Annotated in this window: 13 protein-coding genes; 3 read left to right on the top strand and 10 right to left on the bottom strand. The window is 66.3% G+C overall.

Annotation, left to right across the window (positions count from 1 at the left end; all coding sequences use genetic code 11):
- Positions 1–162 precede the first annotated feature (162 nt).
- Complete coding sequence (locus tag EVC45_RS34445; RefSeq protein WP_129962618.1) at positions 163–2,097, top strand: SurA N-terminal domain-containing protein; 1,935 nt, start codon at positions 163–165, stop codon at positions 2,095–2,097.
- 82 nt (positions 2,098–2,179) lie between these two features.
- Here EVC45_RS34445 and EVC45_RS34440 read toward each other — a convergent pair whose 3' ends face one another.
- Both EVC45_RS34440 and EVC45_RS34435 read right to left on the bottom strand, forming a co-directional pair.
- The gene (locus tag EVC45_RS34440; RefSeq protein WP_129962617.1) at positions 2,180–2,524 is read right to left on the bottom strand and encodes a hypothetical protein; all 345 of its coding nucleotides are present in this window, start codon (positions 2,522–2,524) and stop codon (positions 2,180–2,182) included.
- Between the two features lie 117 nt (positions 2,525–2,641).
- A complete protein-coding gene (locus EVC45_RS34435) occupies positions 2,642–3,346 on the bottom strand; it encodes an arylesterase (protein ID WP_129962616.1) in 705 nt (234 codons plus the stop codon).
- On the opposite strand from EVC45_RS34435, the gene EVC45_RS34430 reads away from it, so the two are divergent.
- A complete protein-coding gene (locus EVC45_RS34430; protein ID WP_129962615.1) occupies positions 3,345–4,031 on the top strand; it encodes an ABC transporter ATP-binding protein in 687 nt (228 codons plus the stop codon). The two genes, EVC45_RS34435 and EVC45_RS34430, sit on opposite strands and share 2 nt — an antisense overlap.
- 131 nt (positions 4,032–4,162) lie before the next feature.
- Here EVC45_RS34430 and pgi read toward each other — a convergent pair whose 3' ends face one another.
- From pgi to EVC45_RS34415, 3 genes are all read right to left on the bottom strand, one after another.
- Positions 4,163–5,785: a glucose-6-phosphate isomerase gene (gene pgi, locus EVC45_RS34425; RefSeq protein WP_129962614.1), complete on the bottom strand. Its 1,623-nt coding sequence runs from the start codon at positions 5,783–5,785 to the stop codon at positions 4,163–4,165.
- A gap of 346 nt (positions 5,786–6,131) precedes the next feature.
- Positions 6,132–7,784, bottom strand: a complete 1,653-nt coding sequence (locus tag EVC45_RS34420; RefSeq protein WP_129962613.1) for an NAD(P)H-hydrate dehydratase — start codon at positions 7,782–7,784, stop codon at positions 6,132–6,134.
- Positions 7,785–7,962: 178 nt separating this feature from the next.
- Complete coding sequence (locus tag EVC45_RS34415) at positions 7,963–9,258, bottom strand: FAD-dependent oxidoreductase (protein ID WP_129962612.1); 1,296 nt, start codon at positions 9,256–9,258, stop codon at positions 7,963–7,965.
- A gap of 313 nt (positions 9,259–9,571) precedes the next feature.
- On the opposite strand from EVC45_RS34415, the gene purL reads away from it, so the two are divergent.
- A complete protein-coding gene (gene purL / locus EVC45_RS34410) occupies positions 9,572–13,654 on the top strand; it encodes a phosphoribosylformylglycinamidine synthase (RefSeq protein ID WP_129962611.1) in 4,083 nt (1,360 codons plus the stop codon).
- Positions 13,655–13,828: 174 nt separating this feature from the next.
- Here purL and EVC45_RS34405 read toward each other — a convergent pair whose 3' ends face one another.
- The 5 genes from EVC45_RS34405 to EVC45_RS34385 all read right to left on the bottom strand — a co-directional run bounded on the left by EVC45_RS34405 (position 13,829) and on the right by EVC45_RS34385 (position 17,677).
- Entirely contained in the window at positions 13,829–14,608 is a 780-nt protein-coding gene (locus tag EVC45_RS34405) for a peptidylprolyl isomerase (protein WP_129962610.1), read from the bottom strand.
- A gap of 10 nt (positions 14,609–14,618) precedes the next feature.
- Positions 14,619–14,930, bottom strand: coding sequence for a BolA family transcriptional regulator (locus EVC45_RS34400; protein ID WP_129962609.1), 312 nt, complete (start codon positions 14,928–14,930; stop codon positions 14,619–14,621).
- Position 14,931: 1 nt separating this feature from the next.
- Positions 14,932–15,462, bottom strand: a complete 531-nt coding sequence (locus EVC45_RS34395; protein WP_085481354.1) for a septation protein A — start codon at positions 15,460–15,462, stop codon at positions 14,932–14,934.
- A gap of 174 nt (positions 15,463–15,636) precedes the next feature.
- Positions 15,637–16,059: a peptide-methionine (R)-S-oxide reductase MsrB gene (gene msrB / locus EVC45_RS34390; protein ID WP_129962608.1), complete on the bottom strand. Its 423-nt coding sequence runs from the start codon at positions 16,057–16,059 to the stop codon at positions 15,637–15,639.
- A gap of 61 nt (positions 16,060–16,120) precedes the next feature.
- On the bottom strand, positions 16,121–17,677 hold the full coding sequence (locus EVC45_RS34385) for a YdiU family protein (RefSeq protein ID WP_129962607.1): 1,557 nt from the start codon (positions 17,675–17,677) through the stop codon (positions 16,121–16,123).
- Positions 17,678–17,864: the final 187 nt, after the last annotated feature.

The following is a 17,864-nucleotide window of genomic DNA, read 5'->3' as shown; positions in this document are numbered from 1 at the left end:
GAGTGGTAGTTCAGTCGGTTAGAATACCGGCCTGTCACGCCGGGGGTCGCGGGTTCGAGTCCCGTCCACTCCGCCAGTATCCACGAAAGGCGAACTCCGGTTCGCCTTTTTTGTTGCCCGCTGTTGTAAGATCGGGCGTTCTGTTTTTGGCACCCCTCACGCATGCTCGATTTTTTCCGCAATCACCAACGCCTGATGATGTTCATGCTCATCCTCGTCATTTTGCCGGGGTTGGGTTTCGTGGGTATTCAGGGCTTCCGCGGCTTCTTTGACGAAAGTGCAAACGTCGCGAGTGTCAACGGTCACAAGATCACCCGCGTCGAATACGACGACGCGATGCGTCAGCAGATCGACCGCGGTCGTCAGATGCTCGGCGCGCAGTTCGACATGAAGTCGTTCGACACGCCGGAGCGCCGTCGCCAGATGCTCGACGGCATGATCGAGCAGCGTGTGCTCGCCGACGAAACGCAGCGTCTGCATCTGACCGCATCGGACGACGCGGTGCGCCGTGCGCTGCTGTCCGATCCGGTGATCTCGTCGCTGAAGAATCCCGACGGTTCGATCGACCTCGAGCGCTACAAGCAACTGCTCGCGATGCAAGGCATGACGCCCGATCAGTACGACGAGCGCATGCGCTACAACCTCGCGATGCAACAACTGCCCGCGAGCATCGAAGCGAGCGCGTTCACGTCGAAGACACTCGCGCAGCACCTGACCGAGCTCGCCCAGCAGCAGCGTGAAGTGCAGGGCATCGCGTTCCACCCGCACGACTACGCGGCGAAGATCCAGCCGACCGACGCGCAACTGCAAGCGTTTTACGACGCGCATCGCAACGACTTCGCGACGCCCGCTACCGCGACGATCCAGTACCTGGTGATGTCGCCGGCCGCGATGAGCGCATCGGTGCAGCCGAGCGACGCGGACCTGAAGAAGTACTACGACGACAACATCGCGCACTTCCGCACCGAAGGCGAAGTGCGCGCGAGCCACATCCTGATCGCGGCACCGAAGGACGCGAGCGCGGCCGACAAGGCCAAGGCGAAGCAGAAGGCCGAGGAGTTGCTCGCGCAGCTCAAGGCGCATCCGGACCAGTTCGCCCAGATCGCGCAGCAGAATTCGCAGGACCCGGGTTCGGCATCAAAGGGCGGCGATCTCGGTTACTTCGGCCGCGGCATGATCGCAGGTGGCCCGGCGTTCGACGACGCGGTGTTCGCGCTGAAGAAGGACGAAGTCAGCGGCATCGTGCAGACCGACTTCGGTTTCCACATCATCAAGGTCACGGATGTGAAGCCGACGGTCACGAAGTCGTTCGACGAAGTGAAAGACCAGATCACGAAGGACCTGAAGACGCAACTGGCGAGCAAGGCGTTCACCGACAGCTCGGAAGGCTTCACGTCCCTCGTGTATGAAAAGGCCAAGAGCCTGCAGCCGGCCGCGGACAAGTTCAAGTTGCAGATCCAGACCGCGACGGTCACGCCGCAGCCGGATGCGAAGCTGCCGCCCGACAGCCCGCTGAACAACCCGAAGTTCCTCGCGGCCGTATTCGCGAACGACTCGGTATCGGCACACAACAATACGCAGGCCATCGACGTCGGCAACAACACGCTGATCGCCGCGCGCGTCACCGACTACAAGCCCGCCGCCGTGCCCGCATTCGACACGGTGAAGGACGCGGTGCGTCAGAAGGTGATCGCCGAACAGTCGAACGAAGCGGCGCACAAGGATGGCATCGCGAAGCTGGCCGACTTCGAGAAGTCGAAGGCGACCGCTGGTTTCTCATCGCCGCTGAAAGTGTCGCGCAACGACGCGCAAGGCGTGCCGCCTGCCGCACTGAGCGCAATCTACAAGGTCGATGCGCAAAAGTTGCCGGCCTACGTCGGCGTCGATCTCGGCGACGACGGCTATGCGATCTATCGCGTGAATCAGATCGTGCCGCCCGCGGCCGCGGACGCGCAGCATCTCGCGGTCGCGCAGCAGCAGATTGCGCAGGTGGACGCGCAGTCGCAGGCCGAAGCCTATCTGAAGGCGCTGCGCGAGCGCTCGAAAGTGCAGTTCTACGGTACGCTCGACAGCGCCGCCCAGACGGCAGATCAGTAAGCGCCAGTAAGCATCACCTGCCGGCCCAAAAAGAAAGCCCCGCGAATGCGGGGCTTTTTTATCTACGGCAGGGGCGAGCGCTTCACAGGCAGCCGCTGATCGCCCCGGTGGCGTTGCTGCCGCCGCCAGCGCCGCCGGCGCGGAAGCCGACCCACGTGCCCTTGCCGGTATATGACGGACGGACCACCGCGGCCGCGCCGCTGGGCGGCTGCTGGCCCGGGACGTAGACGTCCATTGCCTGATCGTTGGCGAGGATATTTTGCGAGACCACCTGTTGTTGCGAGCTATCCGCCCACTTCTGTGCAATGCAGGTGGCGACGGCGCGAGGCGGCTGCTGGCTTTGACCGACCGACTGAACACCGGCTGGCGGCTGAGCCGCGCAGGCCGAGATGGCAACGGTCAAAGCGATTAACGGTAGAAATTTCAACGTTATCTCCTCAGAAGTCGCTCAAGAATGAGCCGGGTGGCACGGCATTGCCCATGTGTCGAACGGCTTGGCGAACCGTGTTCCCCTTAGTTCCGGAAACAATTCGTTAGCAGGCTTTCAGTGCGGCGAACTTGTGCGAAGGAGTGGCTGGACAGCGGGCCACACGTTGTTGAGTAGCAGCGGCTGTGCCTGCTGCGTCGGGTGGATCTGATCGGCCTGGAACATCTCGGGTTTATCCGCGATGCCGGCGAGCAGGAACGGCACGAGCGGCAGATGGAATTCCTTCGACAACTGGCCGTAGAGGCCGTGGAACTTTCGCGTATAGTCGGGGCCGTAATTGGGCGGCACGTACATGCCGACGAGCACGACCTTCGCGTGGCCTTGCTGCGCCTGTTCGATGATCGTGCGCAGGTTGTCCTCGGTCGTCGAGAGCGGCACGCCGCGCAACGCGTCGTTGGCGCCCAGTTCGACGATCACGATGCTGGGCTTGAGCCGTGCCATCAGCGCGGGCAGACGCGCGCGTCCGCCGCTCGTCGTGTCGCCGCTGATGCTCGCATTGGCGACGCTATAATCGATGCGCTCTTCGGCCAGACGCTGACGCATCAACGCGACCCAGCCCGTATCGCGGGGCAGGCCGTACTCGGCGGAGATGCTGTCGCCGAGCACGACGATCACCGGCTTCGCGGGTTCGGGCGCATTCGCCGCGTGAGCCGGCAACGGTAACGAAACCAGCGCAGCGGCCATCATCGTGGCGCCGAATGCCGCAGTCAGCGCCGCGGCGCGAGGGGCGATGGCGCGCACTTTCAACCTACGCTTCACCATGCCAAACAGAACTGATCCAGTCATTGAAGTGCGGGGTTTGTGCAAGAGGGTTAAGGATGCGACGGGCGAACTGACGATTCTCGACGACATCGATCTTGCCATCGATGCCGGCAGCAGCGTGGCGATCGTCGGCGCATCCGGCTCGGGCAAGTCTACGCTGCTCGGCTTGCTCGCGGGATTGGACAGCGCGAGCGCGGGCTCGGTTCGGCTGCTCGGCCGGGAACTCGGCGAACTCGACGAGGATGGGCGCGCTGCGTTGCGCAGCGGCTCGGTCGGCTTCGTATTCCAGTCGTTTCAATTGATGCCGCATCTGACCGCGCTCGAAAACGTCACGTTGCCGCTCGAATTGCAAGGCGGCATCGGCACACGCGAGGCCGCCGCGCGCGCGCGTGAACTGCTCGAGCAGGTCGGGCTCGGAAAGCGCACCGGTCACTATCCGAAGCTGCTGTCGGGCGGCGAGCAGCAGCGCGTGGCGCTCGCGCGCGCGTTCGTCACCCGCCCGAAGATCCTGTTCGCCGACGAACCCACCGGCAGTCTCGATGCGGCCACCGGCCATGCAGTCATCGATCTGATGTTCGAGATGAATCGCGCGCATGGCGCGACGCTCGTGCTCGTCACGCACGACATCGAACTCGCGCGCCGCTGCGATACGACGGTGACGATCGACGCGGGGCGGCTTGCTTGATGAACTGGCGGAGCGAGGCTTGCGCTCGCGCTTCGACAGGCATGTCGTCATAGGAGCAAAAACAAAGCGGGCCGGAGCCCGCTTTGCTTATTGCGCATCATCGCGCGCTACAGCGCACTTCCAGCTTCCATTCAGCCCTTCAACGCAGCACGCGCCCGCGCGATCAACGCCGAGGTCGACGAGTCATGCTTCTTCACGTCGGCGCTCGCCGCGCCCAGATCGGCCTCGACCACCTTGCCGAGGATCTTGCCGAGCTCGACGCCCCACTGATCGAACGGGTTGATGTCCCACACCGACGCCTGCACCAGCACCTTATGCTCGTACAGCGCGATCAGCGCGCCGAGCGTGCGCGCGGTCAACGCGTCGAGCAACAGGGTCGCGGTCGGCCGGTTGCCGGGGAACGTCAGGTGCGGCGCGAGTTCCGGCTTGTCCGGACCGGCTACCTTCTTCGCTTCCTCCAACGTGCGACCGAGCATCAGCGCTTCGCTCTGCGCGAAGCAGTTTGCGAGCAGCTTCGGATGATGGCTCGCGAGCGGATGCTCGGGTGTCATCACTGCAATGAAATCGATCGGCACGATCGTCGGACCCTGATGCAGCATCTGGAAGAAGGCGTGCTGACCGTTCGTGCCCGGTTCGCCCCACGTGACCGCGGAAGTCGCATAGTCGACGAACGCGCCGTCGAGCCGCGCCGACTTGCCGTTGCTCTCCATTTCGAGCTGCTGCAGATACGACGGCAGGAAATGCAGCGCCTGCGAATACGGCGCGACCAGGTAGCTTTGCGAGCCGAAGAAGTTGCGATACCAGATGCCGATCATGCCGAGCAGCACCGGCAGATTCTTGTCGAGCGGCGCGGTGCGGAAATGCTGATCCATCTCGTTGGCGCCGGCGAGCAGTTCGTCGAACTGCTGCGGGCCGACCGCGAGCATGATCGACAGACCGCAGGCCGACCACAGCGAGTAGCGGCCGCCGACCCAGTCCCACATCGAGAACACGTTCTCTTTCGCGATGCCGAACTTGACGACTTCGGCGGTATTCGCCGACACGCCGACGAAGTGCTTCGCGAGCGCGCTTTCCGGGCAGCCTTTCTGGATGAAGAAGTCGCGCAGCGAACGCGCATTGGTCATCGTTTCCAGCGTCGTGAAGGTCTTCGACACGATGATCGCGAGCGTCTCTTCGGGGTCGATCTGCTGCATCACGTTGTAGAGATCGGCGCCGTCGACGTTCGACACGAAGTGCGTCGAGATCTCGGGCGACGCGAGATGATGCAGCGCGTGCACGACCATCTTCGGGCCGAGATCCGAGCCGCCGATGCCGATGTTCACGACATGACGAATGCGCTTGCCGGTGTAGCCGGTCCATGCGCCGCTGCGAACGTGCTCGGCGAACGCGGCCATTTTCTTGCGCTCGGCCTGCACCTCGGCGAAGAACGGCGCGTTCGGGTCGGTTGCGCGCAATGCCGTGTGCAGCGCGGCGCGGCCTTCGGTCGGGTTGACGACCTCGCCCGCGAACATCGCGTCGCGGCGCTTTTCGACGCCGGCTTCGCGCGCGAGTTGCACGAGCAGCTTCAGGGTTTCGTCGGTGATGCGGTGTTTCGAGAAATCGGCTGCGAGACCGCCGCCCGCGAACGTGAAACGTTCGGCGCGCGTGGGAGCGGGGTCGTTCTCGGGGGCGAACCAGTCGCGCAGATGCGCATCGCGAATCGTGTCGTAATGCGTCTGCAGCGAGGACCAGGAGGGGAGCGAGTTCTGGGTCATAGCGTCCGTCTAACCAAGGGGCACGAAGGGAGGCGCGCGCATGAAGCGCGGCCGAGAATGATGCGGCGATGCAGTCAGAGCGATGCCACGCGGCCCGGTTCGGGAGAGGGTGCCGGCGATACTTCGCGAAGCGGATGAACTTCGCGAAAACGCGGGGCGGCGCATGCGCCCGCTGGAGTATCGCCGCGACCCGCGATCGATCCGACGCGCGGCGCAGGCAGTCAGTATAGCGGGGATGCGCGACGGGCAGCAGGGCGTTGCGCGCGCCCGCAACGATCGGGATGGGGACGTGTCATCGGTGTGAAGCGGCGCGTCGCGCGGCGGGCAGTCGGACCGATCGCGCGCGTCACGCGGGCGTCGCCGAATAGAACAGCCGGTTAAGCAAGGTACGCACCATCGGTGCCAGCTCGCCGGCCGTCAGACCCGCGGGGCCGTGGCCCTGCGCGCTCAGCGTATCGGCGGCGAGGCCGTGCAGATAGACGCCCGCGAGCGCCGCCTCGAAGCGAGGCAGGTGCTGCGCGAGCAGCGCGCCGATGATGCCGCCGAGCACGTCGCCGGTGCCGCCCGTCGCGAGCGCGGCGTTGCCGGTCGGGTTCAGTGCGAGGCGGCCATCGGGCGCGGCGACGATCGTGCCGACGCCCTTCAGCACGACCACGCTCGCAAAACGCGCAGCGAGCGCTCGCGCGGCCGCGAGACGGTCGCGCTGCACGCTCGCCGCATCGCTCCCCAGCAGACGCGCCGCTTCGAGCGGATGCGGAGTTAGGATGCACGGATCGCCTTGCACGCCGCGCGCGGTCACCTCGGCGGCGAGCGCGGGATCTTTGGCGATCAGGTTCAGCGCGTCGGCGTCGAACAGCTTGGGCACGTCGAGACGCAGCACGTCGTGCAGTACGCGCGTCGCGCGTTCGCCGTGCCCCATACCGCAGCCGATCGCGAGCGCGTCCATCGAATCGAGCGGCAGCGTGTCGAGCGGATGCAGCATCAGCTCGGGGTGCGGCGGATCGTAAGGCGGGGCGCCTTCGCCGAGCAGCGCGACGTGGACCTTGCCCGCGCCCGAGTAGAGCGCCGCGCGCGCCGCGAGAATCGGCGCGCCGCACATGCCGGTGTCGCCGCCGACCACCGCGAGGCTGCCGAAGGTGCCCTTGTTGGTCGCGAAATCGCGCGCGGGCAGGAACGGGCCGAAGAGCTCGGGGGCGCTGAGCTGGATCGGCGCGCGAGGGGCGCCGGTGGCGGCGTCCTGGCTGGCGCCGCGGTTGATCCCTGCGGCGAGCCCGATCGGTGCGACCGTCACCCGGCCGGCGAGATCGCGGCCCTGCGCGGTGAAAAGTCCCGGCTTCGCGCCGATAAACGTGATCGTGTGTGTCGCATGGACTGCCGCCGCGCCGTTGCCGCCGATCACCGCGCCGGTGTCGCTGTCGAGCCCGCTGGGGACATCGAGCGCGAGCACCGCGCCTTGTGTCGGGCGCGTCTTCGTGCGCTGCGACAGTTGCCGCGCGAGCGTCGCGAACACGCCGTCGAGCGGCCGCGTGAGGCCGATCCCGAACATGCCGTCGACGAGCCAGTGATGGCCGTCGAGCGAGGCGGGCGGCGCCGCGCTGATCGGCACGCCGGCGGCGCGCGCGGTGTCGAGTGCCCAGCGCGCGTCGGCGGGCTTCACTTCGACCGGCATGCAGACCTCGACGGCGATGCCGGCCTTGTGCAGTTCCGTCGCGACCACCAGCGCATCGCCGCCATTGTTGCCGGGCCCGGCGATCAGCCATGCGCGCTGCTGCGATTTCGTCACCGACGGATCCGCTGCGATCCGTTCGAGCAGCCAGCGCGCGGCGGCGTGACCGGCGCGCGCCATCAGCGTGTGCTCGGGCAAGGCCGCGGCGGCGTGGGATTCGGCGATCCGCAAGTCGGTCAGCGTCAGCAGCGGCAGCGCGCGCGGCTGCGAGTCGCTGAGTGGGGTAGTCAGCGGATCGAAAAGGATGGGCAGCGAGTTTTCTGCGTCTGTCATGGCGAAACCTGGCGGTGCGCCCACGGCACGGCGGGCAGACTTGGGAATCGCTATGTTAGTGCCGATAGGCGCGCGGCGTGCGGCTGTTTCGGTGCATGCGGGGGCAGTGGTGCGATCGACGCGGGGGTGTCGATAGCGGGCTGAGCGCCCGCCATACTCGTGCGCAGAGCGCGAAACCTTACTGGAACCGCTCCGGCCGCAATGCCGCGAGCGTGTCATGCGGCAACGTCGGCGTCTGTCCCGACAGCAGATCGGCAACCAGCTTGCCCGCGCCGCAGGCGAGGCCCCAGCCGGCGGGGCCGTGCCCGACATTGACGAAGAGGCGCGGATGCAGCGCGTTGCCGATCACCGGCAAGCCGTCCGGCGACAGCAGTTTCACGCCTTCCCACGGCAGCGCCGCCGAAATGCGCGCGGCGCCCGGAATCCAGTCATGCGTCGCCTGGCCGAGCAGCGCGAGCGCCTCCTTGGTCAGTGCTTCGCCGAGCGGCTTGTCGATCTGGCTGGCGCTTTGCAGCACCGCGCCACCCGCGATCCGCAGCCGATGGTTCATGCGGCTGATGCCGATACGCTTGACCGCATCGACGATCGCGACGTGCGGCGCGCATTCCTCGTGCGCGATCGGCGCGACCAGCGAATGCAGCCGCAGCGGATGCAGCGGCAGCCTGAGCCCCGCGCGCTCGAGCAGCGCGAGGCTGCCGTAACCGGCCGCGACCACGACCGCGTCGGCCTGGACCACGTCGATGTCGCGCGAGCGGGGCGCGCCGTCGCGCGGCGCCAGTTCGACCGCCGCGCGCTGGTTCTCGAGCCGGATGCCGGTCACCTCGCAGTTCTGCATGAACTGCACGCCGCCCTGCGCATCGAGCACCTGTTTGACGAGCTTGGTGAAAAGCGGACAGTTCGCGGTGCGCTCGTGCTCGAACAGCACGCCACCGGCGAATTCGGGATCGGTCGGGACCGCATGCTCGAACGCCGCGCATTCGGCCGGGGTCATCACGTGATGCGGGACCTCGAAGCGGCGCAGCAGGTCGAGCGCGGCCGCGCTCAGCTCCCATTCGTGCGCGCTGCGCACGAGGTACAGCAGGCCGCTCGCCTGTTCGAATTCGAGGCCGAAGCGGGCTTCGACGTCGGCCATCGCCTCGCGCGAGGATTCGATCAGCGGCCGCAACAGCGCGTACTGGCGCGTGAACGCCTCGGGTTGCTGCCACTCTGCGATCTGCCTGATGAACTGCCGCGCGGCGCCGTTGAAGCCGGTCTTGCTGATCACGCCATTTTTCGCGTTGTAGCGGCTCGCCATGAAGGTCGGGCCGAACCACACGTCGAGTGGCGTCGGCAGCACGGTGCCGCCTTGTCCGTAGGTAGCGCCTTGCGCGACCGTCGCGTGTCGCTCGACGACGCATACCCGGTGGCCGGCCGCGCGCAGGTGATAAGCGGTGGCGACGCCCGCTATCCCGCCGCCAATGACGATGACATCCATGCTCTGATTCGATGTGCCGACGGGCGGCTCGCGCGCATTCCCGTTGGCTGTGACATGCGGCGCGCTGCCGGTTCAAACCCGGGCCACGTGCGCCGATCTGGTGAAACGCGAATGATAGCAGTCAAAACACCCGCGCGGCGACGTGACGGGCGCCTCGGCGACCTCTCGCGCGGGCGGGAGCAGGCCGCCGCCCGCGCACCCCGCAGCCCGCTGGAAGCCCGTTCCCGGGGTATAATCTCGGACTTCCTTTCCGCCTCACGTCGCCTGCATGCGCGGCTCTCCGGCATCGATCAGCGACGCAACGTCAAGTCCCATGGCCCACTTCTCGTGTTTCCCCGGCGCTTCGGCCCTTTCCGATTTCCGTCAAACCCGCCTGCTCGACACGCTCACGCGCATCGACCCGAACATCACCGGGGTGCGCGGGCAGTATCTGCACTTCGTCAATGCCCAGACCGAACTGTCCGCTGAAGACAGCGCGAAGATCGAGGCGCTGATGCACTACGGCGATCCGTTCGAAGAAGGCAAGGAACGTGGCGCGGTCGAGACCTTCCTCGTCGTGCCGCGCTTCGGCACCGTGTCGCCGTGGGCCAGCAAGGCAACCGACATCGCGCATCATTGCGGTCTCACGCAGGTGCGCCGCATCGAGCGCGGCGTCGAGTACTCGGTCACGCTCAAGAGCGGCCTGCTCGGCGGCAAGAAGTCGCTGTCCGACGAAGCGCGCGCGGCCGTCGCCGCCGCACTGCACGACCGCATGACCGAGAGCGTCGCGCCGTCGCGCGACCATGCGCTGCATCTGTTCGACGAACTGCCGGCCAAGCCGCTGCAAACCGTCGACGTGCTCGCGAGCGGCCGTGCCGCGCTCGAAGCCGCCAACACGGAACTCGGCCTCGCGCTCGCCGACGACGAGATCGACTACCTGGTCGACGCGTTCACGAAGCTCGGCCGCAATCCGACCGACGTCGAGCTGATGATGTTCGCGCAGGCCAACAGCGAGCACTGCCGCCACAAGATCTTCAACGCGGACTGGACGATCGACGGCGAGAAGCAGGACATCTCGCTGTTCAACATGATCCGCAATACCGAGAAGCTGAACCCGCAGGGCACGATCGTCGCGTATTCGGACAACTCGGCGATCATGGTCGGCGGCATGGCCGAGCGCTGGTTCCCGCGCACCCCGGCCGAGCTCGGCGCCAACGAACTGCCCGAACACTATCGGCGCGGCGTCGAGCTCACGCACACGCTGATGAAGGTCGAAACGCACAATCACCCGACCGCGATCTCACCGTTCCCGGGCGCCGCGACCGGCGCGGGCGGCGAAATCCGCGACGAAGGCGCGACCGGCCGCGGCGCGCGTCCGAAGGCGGGTCTCGCGGGCTTCACGGTGTCGAACCTCGAACTGCCGGACGGCGTCGAGACGTGGGAAAACGCGCGCGACACCGCGCAGCCGCTCGCGCAACGCAATCCGGCCGACCAGCACGGCGCGTACGGCCGCCCGGACCGCATCGCGTCGCCGCTGCAGATCATGATCGACGGCCCGCTCGGCGGCGCCGCGTTCAACAACGAATTCGGCCGGCCGAACCTGGGCGGCTACTTCCGTGCCTACGAGCAGAACGTCTCAGGCGTCGTGCGCGGCTATCACAAGCCGATCATGATCGCGGGCGGCATCGGCAATATCTCCGATCAGCACACCCACAAGCACGATCTGCCGGAGGGCTCGCTGCTGATCCAGATCGGCGGCCCGGGCATGCGCATCGGCATGGGCGGCGGCGCCGCGAGTTCGATGGCGACCGGCACCAACACCGCTGAACTCGACTTCGACTCGGTGCAGCGCGGCAACCCGGAAATCGAGCGGCGCGCGCAGGAAGTGATCAACGCGTGCTGGCAGCTCGGCGACAAGAACCCGATCCTCAGCATTCACGACGTCGGCGCGGGCGGTCTGTCGAACGCGTTCCCCGAAGTGGTGGACGGCGCGGGCAAGGGCGCACTGTTCGACCTGCGCAAGATCCAGCTCGAAGAAAGCGGCCTGTCGCCGCGCGAAATCTGGTCGAACGAAGCGCAGGAGCGCTACGTGCTCGCAATCGCGCCGGCCGATCTGCCGGCGTTCGAAGCGATGTGCAAGCGCGAGCGCTGCCCGTTCGCCGTGATCGGCACGGCCACCGCCGAGCGTCAGCTGAAGCTGATCGACTCCGAGCAGAACGAAGCCGCGCACCAGCCGGTCGATATGCCGATGGAAGTGCTGCTCGGCAAGGCGCCGCGCATGCACCGGGACGTGAAGCGCGTCGAGCGCAAGCTCGAACCGGTCGACGTGACCGGCCTCGCGCTGGAGGACGTCGCGCAGCGCGTGCTGCGTCATCCGACGGTCGCGAGCAAGTCGTTCCTGATCACGATCGGCGACCGCTCGGTCGGCGGTACGACCGCGCGCGACCAAATGGTCGGTCCGTGGCAGGTGCCGGTGGCCGACGTCGCGATTACGACGATGGATTACGCGGGCTTTACCGGCGAAGCGATGACGATGTCCGAGCGCACGCCGCTCGCCGTCATCAATGCGCCGGCCTCGGGCCGCATGGCGGTCGGCGAGGCGATCACCAACATCGCGGCGGCGCCGATCGCGTCGCTCGACAAGCTGAAGCTGTCGGCCAACTGGATGGCCGCGTGCGGCGCGCCGGGCGAAGACGCGGCGCTCTACGACACCGTGAAGGCGATCGGCATGGAACTGTGCCCGGCGCTCGGTATCGGCATTCCGGTCGGCAAGGATTCGCTGTCGATGCGCACGCGCTGGGAAGAGAACGGCGTCGCGAAGGAAGTGGTCGCGCCGGTGTCGCTGATCATCTCCGCGTTCGCGCCGGTCGAAGACGTGCGTCGCCATCTGACGCCGCAACTGCAGCGCGTGAGCGATGTCGGCGAGTCGGTGCTGATCGCGATCGATCTCGGCCGCGGCAAGCACCGTCTGGGCGGCAGCATCCTCGCGCAGGTCACGCAGCAGGTCGGCGACACGGTGCCGGACGTCGACGATCCGGAAGATCTGAAACGCTTCTTCAACGCGATCCAGGCGCTCAATAGCGACGGCAAGCTGCTCGCGTACCACGACCGCTCGGACGGCGGCCTGTGGGCGACGGTCTGCGAAATGGCGTTCGCGGGTCACGCGGGTGTGTCGCTGAACGTCGACATGCTCGTGCTCGACGCACACCACGAATCCGATTACGGCGACGCGAAGGACTGGGCGAAGCAGACCAGCGGCCGCCGCGAAGACCGCACGCTGCGCGCGCTCTTCAACGAAGAGCTCGGCGCCGTCGTGCAGGTGCGCGCGGCCGATCGCGACGCGGTGCTCGCCGCGCTGCGCGAGCACGGTCTGTCGGCGTGCTCGCACGTGATCGGCAAGACCAATGAGCGCGACACGATCGAGATCTATCGCGACGCGAAAAAGGTCTACGAAGCGCCGCGTGCCGAGCTGCATCGCACGTGGAGCGAGGTGAGCTGGCGCATCGCGCGTCTGCGCGACAACCCCGCGTGCGCCGACGCCGAATACGACGCGCTGCTCGACGCGGCCGATCCGGGCATCACGCCGGTGCTGAGCTTCGATCCGGCGGAGGACATCGCTGCACCGTTCGTCGGCAAGGGCGCGCGTCCGCGCGTCGCGATCCTGCGCGAGCAGGGCGTGAACTCGCATCTGGAGACGGCCTATGCATTCGATCGCGCCGGCTTCGACGCGCACGACGTGCACATGAGCGACCTGCTCGAGGGTCGCGCGAATCTCGCCGATTTCGCGGGCGCGGTGGCCTGCGGCGGCTTCTCGTACGGCGACACGCTGGGTGCCGGCGAGGGCTGGGCGAAGACGATCCGCTTCAACGCTCAACTGGCCGATATGTTCGCCGCGTTCTTCGGGCGTGAAGATACGTTCGCGCTCGGCATCTGCAACGGCTGCCAGATGATGAGCAGCCTCGCGTCGATGATCCCCGGCGCCGAAGCGTGGCCGAAGTTCACGCGCAACAAGTCGGAGAAGTTCGAGGCGCGCTTCTCGCTCGTCGAGGTGCAGGCATCGCCGTCGATCTTCTTCGCCGGCATGGAAGGCTCGCGCATTCCGGTCGCGGTCGCGCACGGCGAAGGTTTTGCGGACTTCTCGCAGCAGGGTGACAAGTCGAAGGTGGCGGTGGCGATGCGCTACGTCGATCACCGTGGTCAGGCGACCGAGCAGTATCCGTTCAACCCGAACGGTTCGCCCGAGGGCATCACGTCGGTCACGACGGCCGACGGCCGCTTCACGGTGCTGATGCCGCATACGGAGCGCGTGCATCGCGCGGTGCAGATGAGCTGGCATCCGCAAGGCTGGGGCGAGATCGGCACGGACGCGAGCCCGTGGATGCGCGTGTTCCAGAACGCGCGCCGCTGGCTCGGTTGATGAGTCGAGAGGCTGTCGCCTGCGTGCGGCGGCCTCGGTTTCCTCGCGGTGTCAGTACGCTGCCGCGGAGCAAACCTCGCAACAACAAAAAAGCCGCCCACACGGGCGGCTTTTTGCATTCGGGCGTTCTTCAACGCGAGGCGGACTATCCGAAGACAATCCGCCCGCTAACGCTTACTGAATCTTCGCGTTCTTGCGCAGATTCTCTTCGAACGCCTGCAGCTTTTCCTGCTGGATCTGCTGCACGATCTGCGCGCGCACCTGCTCGAGCGGCGGCGGCGTGATGGCGCGGACGTCGTCGACACGGATGATGTGCCAGCCGAATTGCGTATGCACCGGCGTGTCGGTCATCTGGCCTTTCTGCAGATGCGTGGCCGCATCGGCGAATTCAGGCACGTAGGCCTTCGGATCCGACCAGTCGAGGTCGCCGCCGTTCTTGCCCGATCCCGGGTCCTTCGAGTACTGCTTCGCGAGATCTTCGAAGCTTGCGCCGGCCTTGATCTTCGCGATCAGGTCCTTCGCCTGCTGCTCGTTGTCGACGAGGATATGGTGCAGGTGATATTCCTTGCCGCCCGCATCCTTGACGAGCGCGTTGTAGCGCGCGTTGATTTCCGCGTCGGTCGGCTGGTTGTTCTTCACGAAGTCTTCGATCAGCGCGCGCAGCACCACGGTTTGCGTTGCGACGGCGATTTGCGCCTTGACGTCCGGCTGGTTCGGCAGCCCGCGACGGATGGCTTCCTGCATCAGGATTTCGCGATTCACCAGCTCTTCGCGCACGGCCTGCTGCAGCTGCGGCGTGTCCTGCTGGCCCTGGTGAACCAGTTGCTGGATCAACGCATCGGCGCGCGACTTCGGAATCGGCGTACCGTTCACGACGGCGATGTTCTGTGCGAATGCAGGTGCGGCCGCGAACGCAGCCAGCAATACCCAGAGGCGGGTTTTCTTCAAGGTCATCGAAAGGTTCCTAGCGGGGCAACAAAGCAAATTCTTCGGGCGTATACGCCGTGATGGCAAGGGCATGAATGCCGCGCTGCATGGCATCGGCCAGCGCATCATACACCATGCGATGCCGCGCCACGCGGGGCTTGCCGGCGAATGCGACGGCCACGATCGTGACGCTGAAATGGCCGCCGGCGGAGGCGCCGGCATGGCCCGCGTGCTGCGCGCTGTCGTCGGTGATCTGGATCGACTCGACGGGCGCGAGCGCGGCCGCGAGGCGCGTCTCGATCAGCGCGGCGCGCTCGGCGGTGGTGGCGTGCATGAACAGATCGCTCATGTCATTCCTCTTTCATGTATTTCGACAGCCACAGGCTCTGTCCGACGATGAACACGAGCAGGCACCCGGTCGCGCCGAACAGCTTGAAATTGACCCACTGATCGGTCGTGTAGTGATACGCGACGAACAGGTTCAACAGGCCGAGCAGCACGAAAAACACCGCCCAGATCAGGTTCAGCTTGCCCCAGATCGCGTGCGGCAGCGTGATCTGCTTGCCCATCATCGCTTCGATCAGGTTCTTGTTGAAGCCGAGTTGCGACACGATCAGCGCGACCGAAAACGCCCAGTACAGCACGGTCGGTTTCCATTTGATGAAGGTGTCGTTGTGCAGCACGAGCGTCGCGCCGCCGAATACCACGACGACACCCAGGCTCACCCACAGCATCGGGTCGACCTTGCGGTGGCGGAACGCCACCCACGCGATCTGCACCAGCGTGGCGACGATCGCCACTGCCGTCGCCGTGAAAATGCCCCAGATCTTGAAGGCGACGAAGAACAGGATGATCGGGAACAGATCGAACAGGAATTTCATTATCTGGTCGGGAAGTCGGTGTGTGAGTCGAACGGTGAGTGGAACATTGAAGCTCGCCCGCCCGGCGTGCAAGCTGCGCGGTGCCCGCTGGCGGGCGGGACAGCCGCATAGGAAGGGCGCCGCTCGCGGTTCGCGCTGCGGCGCCGGAGCGGGCAGGGGTGCTGCCGCGCTGCGTTACTTGGGCTCGAATTGTAACGCAGCCGAATTGATGCAGTAACGCAGGCCGGTCGGCGCCGGTCCGTCCTCGAACACGTGGCCCAGATGCGCGCCGCAGTTCTTGCACTGCACCTCGATGCGCAGCATGCCGTGCGAGCGGTCGGTCTTCTCGGCGATCACCTCGCCGTTGATCGGCCGGAAGTAGCTCGGCCAGCCGCAGCCGGCGTCGAACTTGGTGTCCGATTCGAACAGCGGCGTGCCGCAGCACACGCAATCGTAGACGCCGCGTTCCCAGTGATCGCTATATCTTCCCGTGAACGGGCGCTCGGTCGCCGCGTGGCGCGTCACCTGATATTCGATGTCGGACAGCTGCGCGCGCCACTCGGCGTCGCTTTTCTGCACGGCGGGAGCGTCATGCTTGAGATCGTCGGGGTTGCTCATGGTCGGTTCCTGTCTCGGTGTTTTATGGGGGGCGGTCGGGCGATTCAGCGGCGCCGGCGCGTCACGACGAACAGCTCACTTCCAGCGAGCTTGCCCAGTCGGGCGGCAGGCCCGCATACGCCGCGTATTCGGGCTGCTCGTCGAACGGGCGACGCAGCACGGCCGCGAGCCGTTCCACCTCGGAGAAATCCTTCTCTTTCGCGCGTTGGATCGCCGTTTCCGCCAGATGGTTGCGAAGTACGAATTTGGGGTTCACGCGGTTCATTGCAATGGCGCGCGCGGCGTCGTCGCGTGACTCGTCGGCGAGCCGCGCGCGATAGTCGTTCGCCCATGCGTCGAAGGCGGCGCGATCGAGGAACAGGTCGCGCACCGGCGCGTCGCCGCTCGCATCGTGTTTCGACACGCGCGCGAGGTTGCGGAACGTCAGCGTGAAATCGGCGCGGTTCGCGTGCATCGCTTCGAACAGCCGGTTCACCAGCACGTCGTCGCCGTCGCGCGGCTGTTCGAGGCCGAGCTTCGCGCGCATGCGGTTTTCGAGCGCCGGCGCGAAGCGCTCCTTGAAGCCGGCGAGCACGTGCTGCGCATCTTCGACCGCCTTCTCGGCGCGCACGCTCTCGTCGTGCTTCTCGCCGAGCAGCGGCAGCAGTCCCTGCGCGAGGCAGAAGAGATTCCAGTACCCAATCTGCGGTTGCAGCCGGTACGCATAACGGCCCTGCGTATCGGAGTGATTGCAGATGTGGCCGGCGTCGAAGCCATCCATGAAGCCGAACGGGCCGTAGTCGATCGTCAGGCCCAGGATCGACATGTTGTCGGTATTCATCACACCGTGACAGAAACCGACCGCCTGCCAGTCGACCATCAGATCCGCGGTGGAGCGCACCGCTTCGGCGAGCAGCGCCAGATACGGATCGTCGGCCTCCTTGCAATGCGGGAAGAAACGCTCGATCACGTGATCGGCCAGCGCGCGCAACGCGTCGACGCGATCGTTCGCGTAGAAGTGCTCGAAGTGGCCGAAGCGCACGAAGCTCGGCGCGACGCGCGTGACCACCGCGGCGGTTTCGATCGTCTCGCGCCGCACCGGCTGGTCCGAGCCGATCACGCACAACGCGCGCGTGGTCGGAATGCCGAGATGATGCATCGCCTCCGAGCACAGATATTCGCGGATCGACGAGCGCAGCACCGCGCGGCCGTCGCCCATGCGCGAATAGGGCGTGCGGCCCGCGCCTTTGAGCTGCAGCTCGTTGCGCTCGCCGTCGTGTTCGAGCTCGCCAACGGTGAGCGCGCGCCCGTCGCCGAGCTGGCCGGCCCACACGCCGAACTGATGTCCCGAGTACACCGACGCATAAGGCAGCGCGTCGGCCGGCCAGTCGCGCGTCGCGTTGCCGCAGAACAGCTGGATGAAGCCCGGATCACGTTCGATGCCCTCGGGCAGTCCGAGCCGCGCGGCGGTCTCGGCCGAGAAGCCGACGAGGTAGGGCGCATCGAGCGGCGCGGCGGGCAGGCGCGTGAGGAACGTGCCGCCGAGCCGCGCGAACGCGTTGGCTGGGGGAGTGGCGAGTGTGTTGGAAAGATCCGTCAAAGCTGCGGATAGCCCTGCAAAGCTTGGGGAAAACGACATGTTGAGCGCCTCTGGATTAGCCGATATTGTAAGTCCGCGCCCGCGGCGCTGCAGGGCGGCCGCCTTCATCGTTCGGACCATGCTGCTGCGTTCGACGCCGCCACGTTTCTTCCGCCTCGCGCTGTTCGGCGCGTTACCCGTTTCACGACCACGTTTTTGGCCAACCCGACCGCAACCCAACGACACT

It is taken from the genome of Paraburkholderia sp. UYCP14C, assembly GCF_004197395.1.
Classification (GTDB): domain Bacteria; phylum Pseudomonadota; class Gammaproteobacteria; order Burkholderiales; family Burkholderiaceae; genus Paraburkholderia.
This window is presented reverse-complemented; position numbering and strand designations above follow the sequence as displayed.

What these genes read in the sequence shown, in the direction of transcription:
- msrB (WP_129962608.1), bottom strand. Translation starts at nt 16,059, where the DNA reads ATGAGCAACCCCGACGATCTCAAGCATGACGCTCCCGCCGTGCAGAAA.
- EVC45_RS34445 (WP_129962618.1), top strand. Translation starts at nt 163, where the DNA reads ATGCTCGATTTTTTCCGCAATCACCAACGCCTGATGATGTTCATGCTC.
- EVC45_RS34430 (WP_129962615.1), top strand. Translation starts at nt 3,345, where the DNA reads ATGCCAAACAGAACTGATCCAGTCATTGAAGTGCGGGGTTTGTGCAAG.
- EVC45_RS34420 (WP_129962613.1), bottom strand. Translation starts at nt 7,784, where the DNA reads ATGACAGACGCAGAAAACTCGCTGCCCATCCTTTTCGATCCGCTGACT.
- EVC45_RS34395 (WP_085481354.1), bottom strand. Translation starts at nt 15,462, where the DNA reads ATGAAATTCCTGTTCGATCTGTTCCCGATCATCCTGTTCTTCGTCGCC.
- EVC45_RS34400 (WP_129962609.1), bottom strand. Translation starts at nt 14,930, where the DNA reads ATGAGCGATCTGTTCATGCACGCCACCACCGCCGAGCGCGCCGCGCTG.
- purL (WP_129962611.1), top strand. Translation starts at nt 9,572, where the DNA reads ATGGCCCACTTCTCGTGTTTCCCCGGCGCTTCGGCCCTTTCCGATTTC.
- EVC45_RS34385 (WP_129962607.1), bottom strand. Translation starts at nt 17,677, where the DNA reads ATGTCGTTTTCCCCAAGCTTTGCAGGGCTATCCGCAGCTTTGACGGAT.
- EVC45_RS34405 (WP_129962610.1), bottom strand. Translation starts at nt 14,608, where the DNA reads ATGACCTTGAAGAAAACCCGCCTCTGGGTATTGCTGGCTGCGTTCGCG.
- EVC45_RS34435 (WP_129962616.1), bottom strand. Translation starts at nt 3,346, where the DNA reads ATGGTGAAGCGTAGGTTGAAAGTGCGCGCCATCGCCCCTCGCGCCGCG.
- EVC45_RS34415 (WP_129962612.1), bottom strand. Translation starts at nt 9,258, where the DNA reads ATGGATGTCATCGTCATTGGCGGCGGGATAGCGGGCGTCGCCACCGCT.
- pgi (WP_129962614.1), bottom strand. Translation starts at nt 5,785, where the DNA reads ATGACCCAGAACTCGCTCCCCTCCTGGTCCTCGCTGCAGACGCATTAC.